Source organism: Leisingera sp. S2M4 (assembly GCF_055398055.1).
Window position 1 is genome coordinate 261,894 of the sequence record NZ_AP040861.1, and the last position, 15,107, is coordinate 277,000.

Sequence of the window (15,107 nt, forward strand, 5' to 3'; positions counted from 1 at the left end):
AAGCGCTTGACGCTGGGCCCTTTACGGCCCAGCGTTCCGCAATGTTCCCGTTGCGCGACCACAACCCCTCAGGCCGGACGCCCTATGTCGTCTACGTGCTGATTGCGGTGAATATTCTGGCCTATGCCTATTACTCGGCCACCTATGCCAGCCCACGCGCGCTGGCCTATTTCTACGACAGCTATGCCATCGTGCCCGCCGAGATTAGCCACGGTTACGGGTTGGGAACGCTGTTTACCTCGATGTTCATCCACGGTGGCCTGATGCACCTGGGCGGCAACATGCTGTTCCTCTGGATCTTCGGCGACAATCTCGAAGACGAAATGGGTCACCTGCGCTTTCTCTTGTTCTACCTGGTCAGCGGTGTCGGAGCCGGTCTGATACATGTGATCTCGGCGCCGGGGTCAATGGTGCCCACGGTGGGCGCTTCCGGGGCGATTGCCGGGGTCATGGGCGGCTACCTGCTGATGTTTCCCCGCGCCCGCGTCGATATCCTGCTGGTGCTGGTGATCTACTTCCGCATCTTCACGATCCCGGCCTTCGTGATGCTGGGCGTCTGGCTGGTGATGCAATTCTTTGGCGGCCTGCGCGCCGATCCCAACCTCGGCGGGGTCGCCTACTGGGCGCACGCCGGCGGGTTTGTCACAGGGCTGCTGCTGTGCCTGCCGCTGTGGCTGCGCCGCGGTGGACCCGCGTACTGGTCCCAAACCTCTGGCCAACCGCCGCATCCTGAACGCCCGTCTTCCTACGCCGCCAGCCGCATCCCAAAGTTGCCCCGCGCACGACGCAAACCCGGCCCCTGGGGAAAGTGATCCGTGGAAATGGATGGAAAATGCGGCCTGCGCCAACTAGGTAACAGTGAACTCGTCAACACGCAGGCCGCCACCCCGAAAACTTTCAGGGCAGTATAATGGTAGGTCGCCTGCCCCTGCATTTCCGGGGAATTTTTTGGGCATGGGGTCAGCCATGAAGAAAATCAGCAGCAGGAGCATCGGAAAAGATGGCGCGTCTTAAAGCCACCTGTCACTGCGGCGCCGTGGAGATTGAGGCGGAATTCCCCAAGGGACTGGCCACAGCCGCGCGGTGCGATTGTTCGTTCTGCCTGCGGCGTGGGGCAGCCGCCGTCACCGCAATAGCCGCGAGCCTCAGGGTCCTGAAAGGGGCGGAGAACCTCAGCCTCTACACCTGGGGCAGCCACACGGCGAAACACTACTTCTGCAAGACTTGCGGGATTTACACGCACCACCAGCGCCGCTCAAACCCCTCGGAATGCGGCGTCAACCTGGGCTGCATCGAAGGCGGCAACCCAAGGACACATGCCGCGTCCCATGGCGAAATCCCATGGCACGACGGGGTCAACCATCCGGCGGACAAGACGTAACCCTGCAACTGGCCCTTCCCGACGCCGCAGTCCCAGGCCAAGTCTAACAAAAAACGCGGCCCAGAGGCCGCGCTTGATCCGTGGATACGCGATGCGTGGCTTCAGCCGCGGATCACCTTGGCGAAATTTTCGAAGATCGGCTCGTTCGAGCAGACAACGGAACCGCTGTCGATAATGCCCGCCTCCGGGTCGATCGCCTCCGCGAGGCCACCGGCTTCCTTGACGATGATGATCCCTGCGGCCAGGTCCCACGGGTTCAGACGGCGTTCCCAGAACCCCTCGTAGCGGCCAGCCGCGACATAGGCCATGTCCAGCGCGGCAGAGCCCCAGCGGCGGATACCGGCACAGGCGGGTGCCAGACGGGCAAGATCCTGCAGCGTCAGCGGCAGATCGGCGCGACCGCCAAAGGGGACGCCGGTCGCAAAAATGGACTCGATCATCCGGTGACGGCCGGACACCCGGATACGGGTGTCGTTCATCCAGGCACCTGCACCTTTCTCGGCAAAGAACATCTCGTCCTTGGCCGCGTCATAGATCACCCCGGCGACGATCTTGCCCTTGTGCTCCAGCGCAATGGAAATCGCCCAATGCGGCAGGCCGTGCAGGAAGTTGGTGGTGCCATCCAGCGGATCAACGATCCAACGGCGTGTCGGATCCTCGCCCTCGATCTCGCCGCCCTCTTCGGCAATCCAACCATAGGTCGGGCGCGCATTCGTCAGCTCGTCCTTCAGGATTTTCTCAGCCGCGATATCGGCCTTGGAGACAAAGTCGCCCGCGCCTTTCATCGAGACCTGCAGGTTTTCCACCTCGCGGAAGTCTTTCACCAGGGAACGGCCTGCCTTGCGGGCGGCCTTGATCATCACGTTGAGGTTTGCACTGCCAATCATGTCGGTTCGGTCCTGTCAGGTCGGTCGGGGAGATGCCGGGTCAATGCGTGCCTATACGCGGCCTGCCCCCGCTTGCCAAGGGGCTTTCCGGTCTTCGCCTGATCCGCAGCACAGCCGTCAAGATCCGGCGAAGCGGTTGAAATCAACCGCGAGCGCTCCCAATGTCCAATCGGTAAAACAAAGGAAGACGCCAATGTCCGAACAGATGCAACGCATTGTGCTGGCCAGCCGCCCCGAAGGCCAGGCCAGCGAACAGAATTTTCGCTTGGAAGACGCTCCCCTCCCCCAGCCTGGTGATGGCGAAGTGCTTGTCAAAGTTCACTATATGTCGCTGGACCCCTACATGCGGGGCCGCATGAATGCAGGCAAATCCTATGCGCCCCCCGTCGAAATCGGCGAGACCATGACCGCCGCCGGCGTTGGCGAAGTGGTCGCCTCTGGCAGTGACGATCTGCAACCTGGTGACTTTGTGCTGGGCATGTTCGGCTGGGCCAGCCACGGGCTCGCCCCGGCTTCCGAGGTGCGCAAACTGGATCCGCAAAAGGCGCCCATCACCACCGCGCTTGGCGTTCTTGGCATGCCGGGTTTTACCGCATGGCATGGCTTGCACGCCTATGGCCGCCCGCAAAAAGGCGAAACGCTGGTGGTGGCTGCTGCCACAGGCCCGGTCGGCTCGATGGTGGGGCAACTGGCCAAACAGGCGGGACTTCGGGTGGTCGGTGTCGCGGGCGGCGCCGAGAAATGCAAGCTGGCGGTGGACACGTTCGGCTTTGACGCCTGCCTCGATCACCGCGCCTACGCCGACGCCCCTGCACTTGCCGAAGCCCTCGCAGCGGAATGCCCCGATGGCATCGACATCTATTATGAGAACGTCGGCGGCAAGGTGCTGGAGGCGGTGCTGCCCAACATGAACAACTTCGGGCGTATTCCGGTCTGTGGCATGATCGCCTGGTACAATAGCGCCGAAACCGGCCTGACCGCCCCCGCGATCTGGCGGGACATCCTGACCAAATTCCTGTCGGTGAATGGCTTCATCATCTTCAACCACTACGACCGCTATCCCGAGTTCCTCACCGAAGTCGCCCCCTTGGTGGCCGCGGGCGAGATCAAATACCTCGAGGACGTGGCCGAAGGGCTCGCGAACGCCCCCAAGGCCTTTCTTTCGATGATGCAGGGCGGCAATACCGGCAAGCAAATCGTCAAGCTGGTCTAAGCTGACCAGCGTTTCCGCCCCACGACGTTGGCCGGATCATGCAACCGCGCGGAGCGGGCACAGGCGCCCCAAGGGGGCCGGGCCGCTCCGCGCTTTTTTTCAAGCACAGCCCCTATTGCTGCTGCAGCTTGCGGGCTTCGACCTTCGCCAGACGGATCAGCTCCTGCATGAACGGCTTGTCCCGGTCTTCGCTGCGGATCGCCGCATAGAGCCGCCGGGTGATGCCCTCCTTGGTCAGCGGGCGCGTCACGTAATCGGAGGAGTATTTCACCTCGCGCACGACCCAGTCGGGCAGCACCGACACGCCACGGTTCGAGGCCACCAGCAAGAGAATCACCGCCGTCAATTCCACCTGCCGGATCGATGCAGGTTCGACCCCTGCCGGGGTCAGCAGCTGGCTGAACACGTCGAGCCGAGATTTCTCCACCGGATAGGTGATCAAGGCTTCGCCGCGGAAATCCTCCGCCTCCACGTAAGCCTTCGCAGCCAGCGGATGCTGCGCCGAGGCAACGAAGACGGGCTTGTAATCGAACAATTCGATGAACTCGACGCCCGCGATATCTTCGGGATCGGAGGAGACAACCAGGTCCACCTCCTCCTTCTGCAGGGCGGGCAGCGCATCAAAGGCCAGCCCGGGACGGATATCCACATCGACATCGCCCCAATTCTTGCGGAAACCCTCCAGCACCGGGAACAACCATTCAAAGCAGGCGTGACACTCGATGGCGATGTGCATCCGGCCGGTATGCCCATCGCGCAACGAGGAAAATTCCGCTTGTGCCGCCTCGACTTGCGGCAAAACCTGCTCCGCCAACCGCAGCAACCTCTGCCCCGCAGGCGACAGCTTCATCGGCTTGGAACGGCGAATGAAAAGCTCGACCCCGGCCTGCTCCTCCAGCCCCTTGACCTGGTGGCTCAAGGCACTTTGGGTGATATTCAGCTGATCTGCAGCCCGGGCCAGCCCGCCGGCCTCATGAATGGCCTTGATGGTGCGCAGGTGACGGAATTCGATGTGCATCCTGTAGTGTCGCTCATGTTGTTCTTGAGAATTATGAAATTGTCTCACAATGCTGCGCATGCAACAAGGGTCGAAATCAAACAAGCGAGTGACCTGAGATGACGACGCCCAAGATTTCCTTTGAATTCTTCCCGCCGAAAAATCTCGAAGCCTCCTTCCGGCTTTGGGATACCGTTCAGGTGCTTGCTCCGATGGGGCCGCGCTTCGTGTCGGTGACCTATGGCGCCGGCGGCACCACCCGCACGCTGACCCGCGACGCGGTGGCGACCCTGCACAACTCCTCGGGCCTGAACGTCGCCGCGCATCTGACCTGCGTGAACGCCTCCAAGGCCGAAACCCTCGAAATCGCCGATCAGTTCGCCGAAGCCGGGGTGAAGGAAATCGTCGCCCTGCGCGGGGATCCGCCAAAGGGGGAAGGCAAGTTCACCCCGCACCCCGAGGGTTTTGCCCATTCAGTGGAGCTGATCGAAGCACTGGCAGCACGCGGCACGTTCAACATCAAGGTCGGCGCCTATCCAGACCGGCATCCCGACGCAGCCGACCAGAACGCCGACGTGGAATGGCTGAAGCGCAAGCTGGACGCCGGTGCCGACGAGGCGCTGACCCAGTTCTTCTTCGAGGCGGAAACCTTCTTCCGCTTCCGCGACGCCTGCGAGAAAGCCGGGATCGACGGCAGCAAGCTGACACCGGGCATCCTGCCGATTGAAAACTGGAAAGGCGCCCGCAACTTTGCCCGCCGCTGCGGCACCGTGGTCCCGCACTGGGTCGAAGAGGCCTTCGAGAAGGCGGTTCGCGATGACCGCGAAGAGCTGCTGGCCACCGCCTTGTGCACGGAACTCTGCTCCGACCTGCTGGAAGGCGGTGTGACGAACCTGCATTTCTACACCCTCAACCGTCCTGAGCTGACGCGTGATGTCTGCTTTGCACTGGGCGTCACGCCCAAGGTGGCGCTGGAGAACGTAGCGTAAGCATTGCACTGGCCGTTGCGCGGTTCCTAATGAACAAAAGCTTTCATCAGGGACCGCGCGCCATGTTCTATGCCGAAACACCCTCGGATCTCTTGACGATCGACCAGACCACGCGGATGTCCGGACTCGATTTCATGCAGGGTATTCTGGATGGGCGTCTGCCCGGCCCGCCGATTGCGCGCACGCTCGGCTACCATCTCCATACGGTCAGCGAAGGCGAGGTCGTGTTCCGCGGCACCCCGGAATTCCATGTCACGAACCCGATGGGCACCGTGCACGGCGGCTGGTACGGCACCCTTCTGGACAGCGCGATGGCTTGCGCAGTGATGACCCGCGTGCCGCAAGGCTCGGTCTACACCACGCTGGAGTACAAGATTAACATCCTGCGCCCTATTCCGCTCGGCACCATGATTGACTGCACCGGCACCGTGGACCACGCCGGGCGGTCCACCGGAGTTGCCCATGGCGACATTCGCGGCGTGGACGATGGACGGCTCTACGCCACCGGATCCACCACCTGCATCATCATGAAGGTGGCCTAGGGTCGGCCGCAGTCCCCGGCCAGCCTTGTCTTTGCAAATCCGTGGCTTATCTTCCAATCGTCACCCAGTCGCACCACGGAAGGGGCAATGATGCCGCCAAATACCCTCGCGCGGGCCACGACAGCGCGCATCCAGGTCCTGGCTCCCAAGGCTGAGCTCGATTTCTTCGATACCCGCTCCATTGATCTGCCCCGCCCGGTCACCCCGTTGGAGGCCTGGCGGCTGATGCATGCACGCCCTCTGCCCGGCCTGCGAATGGCCTTCTGGCTGCGTGATGCGATCTCGGCCTGTTTAGGCGTCCGCCGGATCGGCCCAATTTCCGGTGCGACGCCCCGGCAGCTGAGCCCCGGAGACAAGCTGGACTTCTTCCTGGTCGAGGCGATCTCTGACCGGATCCTGACCCTGACCGTGCGGGACCGGCATCTGGACGTGATGACCTGCCTCAGTTCGCACGATGGCGGGCTGACGGTGACCTCGTCAGTGAAGACGCACAACCTGTTCGGACGAGCCTACATGGTGCCGGTGCGCCCAGCGCACAAGCTGATCGTCACGCTTTGCCTGAAACGCTTGCGACAGGCACTGGAGCAGGAATAACCGCTGCCCGCGCGGCGGCGGCGAATTGACCGCGCGCCAGCGCGTTCCTGCGATAGCGGAGCCTTGGGGTCAGGTGCGGGAGAACATTGCCCGCCAGCCGCTGGCCGGGATGGGGGCATCCTTGCGCGCGGCTTCTACACTGCTGTGCAGGCGTTCGCTGGGATCCAGCCCGACCCGGCGGCGGCTGCGCAGCAGGAAAATCTTGCCCCAGCCGCGCCAGGTGCCGACCGAGGGAGCCTTGGGATCCACCGGAAAGCGCATCCGCCAATCCAGCGGCAACGGCAAGCCGCGTTCCTCGGCCTTTTCCAGCATCCAAACGAGCGAAATATTGGCGAGCGGCCGGGCTGCCTCGAACCCGCCCAGTTGGCCGCCGACATCGCCATGGGCGCCGCTAAACCAGACCTGCTCCACATGACCTTCCCAATCCGCGGGGCTGTCCCACATCACCGGGTGGAACACATCGCGCGTCTCGTCCAGCGCCAGCGCGTGATAGCCGCTTTTGACGTGGTGACCCAATTCGTGGTTGTGGAAATTGTGCTGCTTTTCCGCCCAGCGCCACAGCAGCGGCAGCCGCAGTCCCAGCGCCTTGACCGTGTCCCAGACCCCGACCATCTCGATCTCGACGGTCTCGTGGCAATAGGCACGGCTGAAGGCGGCGCCGGTCTTGCTACGCCCGTTCAGCCGGTAGTGCCGATAGGCGGTGCGAATATTGCGCACCGTGGCATGTTCCGCCTTGAGGAGACCGATCCGGTCGATCACCCCGGCGAGCGAGCGCACCGCATAAGCGCCGCGGGAGTAGCCGAACAGGTAGATCTGATCACCGGGATGATAGCGCGATGCGAGGTAGCCATAGGCACGACGGATCTGCCGGTTGATCCCACGCCCCAGCATCACGTCCGGGGCGCTGCCCCAGCCGGTCCATTGCACGCCGGATTCATAGTAGACCGACACCGGCCCCGACATCTCGCGACACAGGCGGTAAAGCTTGCCCGCGTGGGTTTCCCGCCCCTCGTCCAGCGTCGACATGGTGCCATCGAGAATGATCACATGGGCCTGCGGCCCGCGCAGCCTTGTTTCGCCCGAATGTTCCGAGCGGAGCGGCCGTCCAAGCCACTCGAGAAACCTGTTACTCAGCTGCTTTAGAAACATCCCTCAGCACTTTCCACACTCTCTGCGGGGTGAACGGCATATCCATCTGCCGCACCCCTTTGTCCCAGACCGCGTCCTGCATCGCATTGGCCACTGCCGCCAGCGCGCCGACGGTGCCAGCCTCGCCGCACCCCTTCATCCCCATCAGGTTCTGGGTCGAGGGCACTGGCTGGGACGTAAATCCGATCGTCGGGACGGTGTCGGCCCGCGGCATGGCGTAATCCATGAACGTCGCGGTCAGGAGCTGACCGTCCTCGTCATAGACGACCCGCTCCATCATGGCCTGTCCCAGTCCCTGCGCCACCCCGCCATGCACCTGGCCCTCGGCCAGCATCGGGTTGATCAGATTTCCGAAATCGTCGACTACAGTGTAGCGCTCCACCACCGATTGCCCAGTCTCTGGATCGATCACGACCTCTGCAATATGGGCCCCGTTCGGAAACGAGCGTCCCGGCAGCTTGGCCCGCGCCGCGTGACGCAGCAAATCGAGCCGCCCTTGCGCGCGGGCCATCTCTGCGGCGTCCAGCATGCTGGGCGTCAGGTTCGACCCCGGCGCCCGGAAGCTTTCGCCGTCGAAAGAAATCGCATCTTCCTCGACCCCCATCTGCTCTGCGAGGAAGGGAATGAAGGCCGCCACCATGGTTTCAACCGTGGCCAACGTGGCATTGGCCTGCGTGGTGACCGAGCGCGAGCCACCGGTGCCGCCGCCCTGGGCGATACGGTCGCTGTCGCCTTGAATGACCTGGATGTTTTCTGCCGGAATGCCGCTCTGGTCGGCCAGAAACTGTGCATAGACGGTCTCATGCCCCTGCCCGTTGCTCTGCGTGCCGACATAGATATTCACACGGCCATCCTCCAGGAATTCCACTTCTGCGCCTTCCGAAGGATCACCCAAAATACTTTCGATGTAGTAACACAGGCCAACGCCCCGGTACTTGCCGCGTTTACCATCTGCGGCGCGCCGGGCCTCGAATCCTGCCAGATCAGCCTCTTCGCAAGCGCGGTTCAGCACCAGATCGAAGTCACCCACGTCGTAAGTCTCCCCGGTCACGGTGCCATAGGGAAACGCCGCAGGCTTGATAAAGTTCCGCCTCCGCAGCTCCAGCGGATCAACCCCCAGCTCTCGCGCAGCCCGGTCCATGGCGCGCTCCAGCACATAGATTGCCTCTGGTCTTCCGGCACCGCGGTAGGCGTCAACCTGGGTGGTGTTGGTATAGATCCCCTCGACCTGCAGCCAGGCCGTCTGGATATCATAGACCCCGGCCAGCACCCGGCTGAACAGCTGCGTCTGAATTGGCTGTCCGAAATGCGAGTTATATGCGCCAAGGTTGCAGCGCGTCGTTACCCGATAGGCGGTGATCTTCAGATCTTCGTCAAAGGCCAGTTCCGCCAGCGAGGTCAGATCCCGCCCGCCATTGTCACTGAGCATCGACTCGGTGCGGTCCGCGACCCAGAACACCGGCTGCTCCAGCACCCGGGCCGCATGGGCCACGGCAAAATACTCCGGATAAGGCATCGCCTTCATGCCAAAGCCGCCACCGACATCCGGGGTGGTCACCTTCACCGCATCTTCGTGTAGCCCCAACTTCTGCGCCATCTGGGTCTTCATCGCCCAGACGCCCTGCCCGCCATAGCAGAAGTGCAAGCGTCCATCCTGCCACTCGGCATAGCAGCCGCGCGGCTCCATCGCGTTGACGATGATACGATTGTCCTCGACCTGCAGGGAGACCTTGTGCGCGGCCTCGTCAAAGGCTTTGCGGGTTGCGGCCTCGTCGCCAATGCCCCAGTCGAAGGCACGGTTGTCCGGCGCCTCGGCGTGCAGCGGCTCCCCCCCGGGTGCCAGATCGAGCTTGGCTGGCAGATCATCGATCTCCAGCTCGATCAACTCGCCGGCATCGCGGGCCTGATCCAGGGTCTCGGCGACGACAACGGCCACCGGCTCGCCGACGTAGCGGACCCGGTCGCGGGCCAGCATCGGCCGTTCGGGTGCCGCCGCCTCGCTGCCGTCGCGGTTTTTCACGGTGGTTCCGTCCAGCCGCACGTCCAGCCCCGCGGCTTCGAGATCCGCAAGCGTCAGCACAGCGTGGACGCCGTCGCAGTCGCGGGCTTCGGACACATCCAGCGCAGTGATCGTGCCATGCGCCACCGGGCTGCGCAGCACCCAGGCCCGTAATGCGCCAGCCGGGGCGACATCTTCGATGTAGCGGCCCTGACCGGTCAGGAACCTCACATCCTCGACGCGCTTTACCGGCTGGCTTTTTCCGAATTTGTCCATGCTTGCCCCCTTGTCCGCACGAGCTGGCCGCGCTGCTGATTGTCAGGGGGGAGACTACCGCTAAGCGGGCGGTTGTCCAGTCAGCTCGATCACCGTGGCGACATCCCACAGACCATAGCCGTTGAATTGCGTGCTCATGGCCGAAGAATAGGCCCCCAGACCGGGAAACAGCACATAATCGCCCGTCGCACAGTCGTCAGGAAGGGGCAGACCATCCGGCAGCCGGTCAAGACTGTCACAGGTTGGTCCAAACACCACCCGGGGTCGGCGCGGCCCGGTGCGGCGGGAGCCGTCCGGGGCGACCACCTCGACACGGCCTGGCAAGCCCATGTCGCGGATGTCGACCAGCCCGCCATAGATGCCATCGTTCAAAAAGACCACGCCGCCGTTCTGGCGCAAGCCCTTGACCCGGGCCGCTAGGGTGAAGGATTCCGACACCATCGCCCGTCCCGGCTCGCAGATCAGCTGTGGACCGTCGGCACCGAACGCCTCCTGCGCCGCTGCGCCGATGGCGCCGAAAACCCGTTCGAGATCAGGTGCGACGCCATCGCGGTTGGCGGCAAAACCGCCACCCACGTTCAACCGGGCGATGCTGACCCCGGCGGCATCGACGATCTTGCGGGCAACATGGATATATTCGACCCAGGCCGCCTCGTCCTCGCATTGGGTGCCGGGATGGAAACACAGCGACGGCCGCCAACCGCGGGCTGCCACCGCCTTCAACAGCTCGACGGCCTCGTCGGCACCAGCCCCGAACTTGCTGCCGAAATCATAGGCGGCCCCCGCCACCGGAAGGGCAAAACGCACCGCGATTTCACAGCTGCGCGGCACCGCGTCAAGCTTGTCCAGCTCGCTCAGCTCATCTACCGACCAGCTGGCCACACCATGGCGGATCCCGGCTGCGATCTCGGCCTCGGAGCGCACAGGGTTGTTGTAATGCATTACCGCATCCGCACTGGCCCCGCGCACCGCTTCCATCTCGGCAGGTGACGCAACATCAAAGGCAGTCACGCCCGCCGCGACCAGGTTCGACAAGACCGCCGGATGCGGATTGGCCTTGACCGCGTAGGTCACCAGACCGGGAAAGCCCCGCTGGAACCGTCCCGCAACCTCATGCAGGACACGCGGTGAGAAATACAGGATCGGGTGATCCGGCGCCGTGCGGGCCAGGTGCGTTTCCGGAGAGAGCCAAAGCGGAGGAATGTGCTGCATCAATGTAAACCTCTGTGTGTTGATTTATTTTTGGCAGAATGACCGTCGATTCCTCCCCTCAAACTGACTAAACTGGCGCTCCAGATCGTCAAAATGCAGGCCAAAAATGAAAACTGACGACATCGATCAGCACCTTGTCAGCCTCTTGCGCGAAAACGCCCGCCGTCCGGTATCGGAACTCGCCCGCCAGCTCGGGCTGGCGCGAACCACCGTGCAGGCCCGCCTTGAGCGGCTTGAGAACAGTGGCGTCATCACGGGCTATACGCTGCGCACCTCTGCATCGGCACGACCGCCGCTGCAGGCAACCGTGTTGATGTCGATCGAGCCCCGTTCCGGCCCGGAGGTGCTGTCCCGGCTGCGCAGCCTGCCGGGTGTCGAGGTGGTCCACACCACCTCGGGCCGGTTCGATCTGCTGGCGCAGGTTGTCGCCCACAGCACCGCCGAACTGGACGACACAATCGACCGCATTGCCGAGGCGCGCGGGGTACGCTCCTCCGAGAGCCTGATCCATCTTGCCACCAAGCTGGACCGCACCAACGCCTGAAACACCGCCCGACCGGGTCGCGGTCAAAGAAATACCGCGATCCGCCTTTCCCTTCGCTGTGCCATTGGGTAATTGAACCCCAATTGCATGAGGGATGTAGTGATGGCGATGGAAAAGACATTCAACGCAGCGGAAGCGGAAAGCCGCCTGTACAAAGCCTGGGAAGAAGCGGGCTGTTTCAAGGCCGGGGCCAATGCCAAGCCCGGGGCTTCGACCTATTGCATCATGATCCCGCCGCCGAACGTCACCGGCGTTCTGCACATGGGACATGCCTTCAACAACACCCTGCAGGACATCCTGATCCGCTGGAAGCGCATGCAGGGCTTTGACACCCTGTGGCAGCCCGGCTGCGACCATGCAGGCATCGCGACCCAGATGGTCGTCGAGCGTGAGCTGGCCAAGGAGGGCAAGAAGCGCACCGATTTCTCCCGCCCCGACTTCCTCGCCAAGATCTGGGAGTGGAAGGAAAAATCCGGCGGCACCATCGTCGAGCAGCTGAAACGTCTTGGCGCCTCCTGCGATTTCGAACGCACCGCCTTCACCATGGCGGGCGCCCATGGCGACACCCGCACCGGCCACGAGAACTCTCCCAACTTCCATGATGCCGTGATCAAGGTCTTCGTGGAGATGTACAACAAGGGTCTGATCTACCGCGGCAAGCGACTGGTCAACTGGGACCCGCATTTCGAGACCGCGATCTCCGACCTCGAGGTCGAGAACATCGAGGTTGCGGGCCACATGTGGCACTTCAAGTACCCGCTGGCAGGCGGCGAGACCTATACCTACGTCGAGAAGGACGAAGACGGCAACGTCATCTTCGAGGAGGAGCGCGACTACATCGCCATCGCCACCACCCGCCCCGAGACAATGCTCGGCGACGGCGCGGTCGCGGTGCATCCTTCGGATGAGCGCTATGCCCCCATCGTCGGCAAACTGGTGGAAATTCCGGTCGGCCCCAAGGAGCACCGCCGTCAGATCCCGATCATCACGGATGAGTACCCGGACAAGGACTTCGGCTCGGGCGCGGTGAAGATCACCGGCGCGCATGACTTCAATGACTACCAGGTCGCCAAGCGCGGCGGCATCCCGATGTACCGCCTGATGGACACCAAGGGCGCAATGCGCGCTGACGGTGCGCCCTATGCCGAGGAGGCCGCCAAGGCCCAGGCCCATGCCAAGGGGGCCGCTTTCACCGAGAACGAGGTGGATGCGATCAACCTCGTGCCCGATCACCTGCGTGGTCTGGACCGTTTCGAGGCCCGCAAGAAGGTGGTTCAGGAGATCACCGACGAAGGTCTTGCGGTTATGCAAACCATCACCAAGACGGTGACGGACGAGGACGGCACCGAGCGCGAAGTCACCGAGACCGTGCCCTTCGTCGAGAACAAGCCGATCATGCAGCCCTTCGGCGACCGCTCCAAGGTTGTGATCGAGCCGATGCTGACCGACCAGTGGTTCGTGGACGCGGAAAAGGTCGTTGGCCCGGCGCTGGATGCGGTGAAGAACGGCGACGTGAAGATCCTGCCGGAAAGCGGTGAGAAGATCTATTACCACTGGCTGGAAAACATCGAGCCCTGGTGCATCTCGCGCCAGTTATGGTGGGGCCACCAGATCCCGGTCTGGTATATCCCCGGCGAGGAAGACTGGTACCCGATCTGCGCCGCCACCGAGGAAGAGGCGCTGGAAAAAGCGCGCCTGCAATCTCCTGAAGGAACCGAGTTCCGCATCGTGGCCGATCAGCAGAAAGCCATCGAGATCCTGGCCGAACAGCGCAAGCTGCTGGACGTGAAAGACGAAGGCGCCATCCGCAGCTTCGAAGGCCCGATGCAGGTGCCGATGTTCCGCGATCCCGACGTGCTCGACACCTGGTTCTCCTCCGGTCTCTGGCCGATCGGCACCCTGGGCTGGCCGGAAGACACGCCGGAGATGCAGAAATACTTCCCGACCTCGACGCTGGTCACCGGTCAGGACATCCTGTTCTTCTGGGTCGCCCGGATGATGATGATGCAGCTGGCCGTGCTGGACGAAAACCTGCCGGTAAAGGACCGCATCCCGTTCGACATCGTGTACCTGCATGGCCTGGTGCGCGATGCCAAGGGCAAGAAGATGTCGAAATCCACCGGCAACGTGGTCGACCCGCTGGAAATCATCGAGGAATACGGCGCCGACGCGCTGCGCTTCACCAATGCGGCCATGGCCTCGCTCGGTGGCGTGCTGAAGCTCGACATGCAGCGTATCGCAGGCTACCGGAACTTTGGCACCAAGCTGTGGAATGCGGTGAACTTTGCCCATTTCAACAAGGTCTATGACGCAGACCGTCGGGCCTATGACATCCCCGATGCCAAGGCCGCCGTGAACCAGTGGATCATCGGCGAGACCGCCAAGGTTCGGGTTGAAGTGGACGAGGCGCTGGAAGCCTTCCGCTTCAACGACGCCGCGCTCAGCCTCTATGCCTTTGTCTGGGGCAAGGTCTGCGACTGGTACATCGAGCTGAGCAAACCGCTGTTCAACTCGGAAGATGAAACCGTGATCGCCGAGACCCGCCAGACGCTGGGCTGGGTGCTGGACCAGTGCATGATCCTCTTGCACCCGATCATGCCGTTCATCACCGAAGAGCTGTGGGGCAACACCGCCAAGCGCGACAACATGCTGGTTCATCAGGACTGGCCGACCTATGGCACCGAACTGGTCAACGCCGAGGCCGATGCCGAGATGAACTGGGTCATCACCGCGATCGAGAACATCCGCTCGACCCGGGCGCAGATGCATGTACCGGCAGGCGCCAAGATCCCGATGGTGGTCACCGAGTTCTCCGACCAGGCCCGCGTGGCCTGGGAAAAGAACGAGGCGATGATCCAGAAGCTCGCCCGCATTACCACCCTGGAACAGGTTGATAGCTTCCCCAAGGGCTGCGCGGCCGTGTCCGCCCCCGGTGCCTCCTTTGGCCTGCCGTTGGCCGATGTGATCGACGTCGCTGCGGAAAAGGCGCGCCTGGAGAAGACACTGGGCAAACTTGCCAAGGAGCTGGGCGGATTGCGCGGGCGTCTCAACAACCCCAAATTCGCCGCGTCCGCTCCCGAGGAGGTGGTGGCCGAAGCCCGCGCCAACCTCGCGGCGCGCGAGGAGGAAGAAGCCAAGGTCAAGGAAGCGCTTGCGCGGCTGGCCGAGATCGGCTGACCGGCTCACCCACCTGAAACGCGACACACCCGCAGGTCTGGCCTGCGGGTGTTTTGCTATGTAATTCAATCGCCTGCTTTGTATCCGCTGGCACAGACCGGGTGAAATTCCCCGCAAAGCCCCCATTGTCTTTGCCGCGGAATTGTT

The 15,107-nt window shown here is 63.0% G+C and carries 13 protein-coding genes; 8 read left to right on the forward strand and 5 right to left on the reverse strand.

Annotated elements, in window-relative coordinates:
• Positions 1 to 41 precede the first annotated feature (41 nt).
• On the forward strand, positions 42 to 812 hold the full coding sequence (locus tag ACZ52D_RS01340; RefSeq protein ID WP_464442296.1) for a rhomboid family intramembrane serine protease: 771 nt from the start codon (positions 42 to 44) through the stop codon (positions 810 to 812).
• Positions 813 to 1,000: 188 nt separating this feature from the next.
• Complete coding sequence (locus ACZ52D_RS01345; protein ID WP_464442298.1) at positions 1,001 to 1,381, forward strand: GFA family protein; 381 nt, start codon at positions 1,001 to 1,003, stop codon at positions 1,379 to 1,381.
• Between the two features lie 101 nt (positions 1,382 to 1,482).
• On the opposite strand, the gene ACZ52D_RS01350 is transcribed toward ACZ52D_RS01345, so the two are convergent.
• Positions 1,483 to 2,268, reverse strand: coding sequence for an inositol monophosphatase family protein (locus ACZ52D_RS01350; protein ID WP_222453866.1), 786 nt, complete (start codon positions 2,266 to 2,268; stop codon positions 1,483 to 1,485).
• Between the two features lie 193 nt (positions 2,269 to 2,461).
• Between ACZ52D_RS01350 and ACZ52D_RS01355 the strand changes: the two genes are divergently transcribed.
• Positions 2,462 to 3,481 carry an NADP-dependent oxidoreductase gene (locus tag ACZ52D_RS01355; RefSeq protein ID WP_464442300.1) on the forward strand — a complete coding sequence of 340 codons (1,020 nt, stop codon included), beginning with the start codon at positions 2,462 to 2,464 and terminating at the stop codon, positions 3,479 to 3,481.
• Positions 3,482 to 3,593: 112 nt separating this feature from the next.
• Here ACZ52D_RS01355 and ACZ52D_RS01360 read toward each other — a convergent pair whose 3' ends face one another.
• Complete coding sequence (locus ACZ52D_RS01360) at positions 3,594 to 4,499, reverse strand: LysR family transcriptional regulator (RefSeq protein WP_222453868.1); 906 nt, start codon at positions 4,497 to 4,499, stop codon at positions 3,594 to 3,596.
• Between the two features lie 98 nt (positions 4,500 to 4,597).
• On the opposite strand from ACZ52D_RS01360, the gene metF reads away from it, so the two are divergent.
• The 3 genes from metF to ACZ52D_RS01375 all read left to right on the forward strand — a co-directional run bounded on the left by metF (position 4,598) and on the right by ACZ52D_RS01375 (position 6,603).
• Positions 4,598 to 5,467 (forward strand): methylenetetrahydrofolate reductase [NAD(P)H], encoded by an 870-nt coding sequence (gene metF / locus ACZ52D_RS01365; RefSeq protein WP_464442302.1) that lies wholly within the window; start codon positions 4,598 to 4,600, stop codon positions 5,465 to 5,467.
• A 62-nt stretch (positions 5,468 to 5,529) separates the two neighbouring features.
• Positions 5,530 to 6,009, forward strand: coding sequence for a PaaI family thioesterase (locus ACZ52D_RS01370; RefSeq protein WP_464443153.1), 480 nt, complete (start codon positions 5,530 to 5,532; stop codon positions 6,007 to 6,009).
• A 90-nt stretch (positions 6,010 to 6,099) separates the two neighbouring features.
• Positions 6,100 to 6,603, forward strand: a complete 504-nt coding sequence (locus tag ACZ52D_RS01375; RefSeq protein ID WP_464442304.1) for a DUF2867 domain-containing protein — start codon at positions 6,100 to 6,102, stop codon at positions 6,601 to 6,603.
• A gap of 69 nt (positions 6,604 to 6,672) precedes the next feature.
• Here ACZ52D_RS01375 and ACZ52D_RS01380 read toward each other — a convergent pair whose 3' ends face one another.
• Genes ACZ52D_RS01380 through ACZ52D_RS01390 form a run of 3 tightly spaced genes read right to left on the reverse strand, consistent with a single transcriptional unit; the run spans position 6,673 to position 11,239 of the window.
• The gene (locus tag ACZ52D_RS01380) at positions 6,673 to 7,752 is read right to left on the reverse strand and encodes a DUF2235 domain-containing protein (protein WP_464442305.1); all 1,080 of its coding nucleotides are present in this window, start codon (positions 7,750 to 7,752) and stop codon (positions 6,673 to 6,675) included.
• Entirely contained in the window at positions 7,730 to 10,027 is a 2,298-nt protein-coding gene (locus ACZ52D_RS01385) for a xanthine dehydrogenase family protein molybdopterin-binding subunit (RefSeq protein ID WP_464442306.1), read from the reverse strand. Before ACZ52D_RS01385 ends, ACZ52D_RS01380 begins: the two co-directional genes overlap by 23 nt.
• Before the next feature lie 60 nt (positions 10,028 to 10,087).
• Positions 10,088 to 11,239, reverse strand: coding sequence for a type III PLP-dependent enzyme (locus ACZ52D_RS01390; RefSeq protein WP_464442307.1), 1,152 nt, complete (start codon positions 11,237 to 11,239; stop codon positions 10,088 to 10,090).
• A 106-nt stretch (positions 11,240 to 11,345) separates the two neighbouring features.
• Between ACZ52D_RS01390 and ACZ52D_RS01395 the strand changes: the two genes are divergently transcribed.
• Entirely contained in the window at positions 11,346 to 11,783 is a 438-nt protein-coding gene (locus tag ACZ52D_RS01395) for an Lrp/AsnC family transcriptional regulator (protein ID WP_222453875.1), read from the forward strand.
• A 102-nt stretch (positions 11,784 to 11,885) separates the two neighbouring features.
• Positions 11,886 to 14,960, forward strand: coding sequence for a valine--tRNA ligase (locus tag ACZ52D_RS01400; protein ID WP_464443154.1), 3,075 nt, complete (start codon positions 11,886 to 11,888; stop codon positions 14,958 to 14,960).
• Positions 14,961 to 15,107 lie beyond the last annotated feature (147 nt).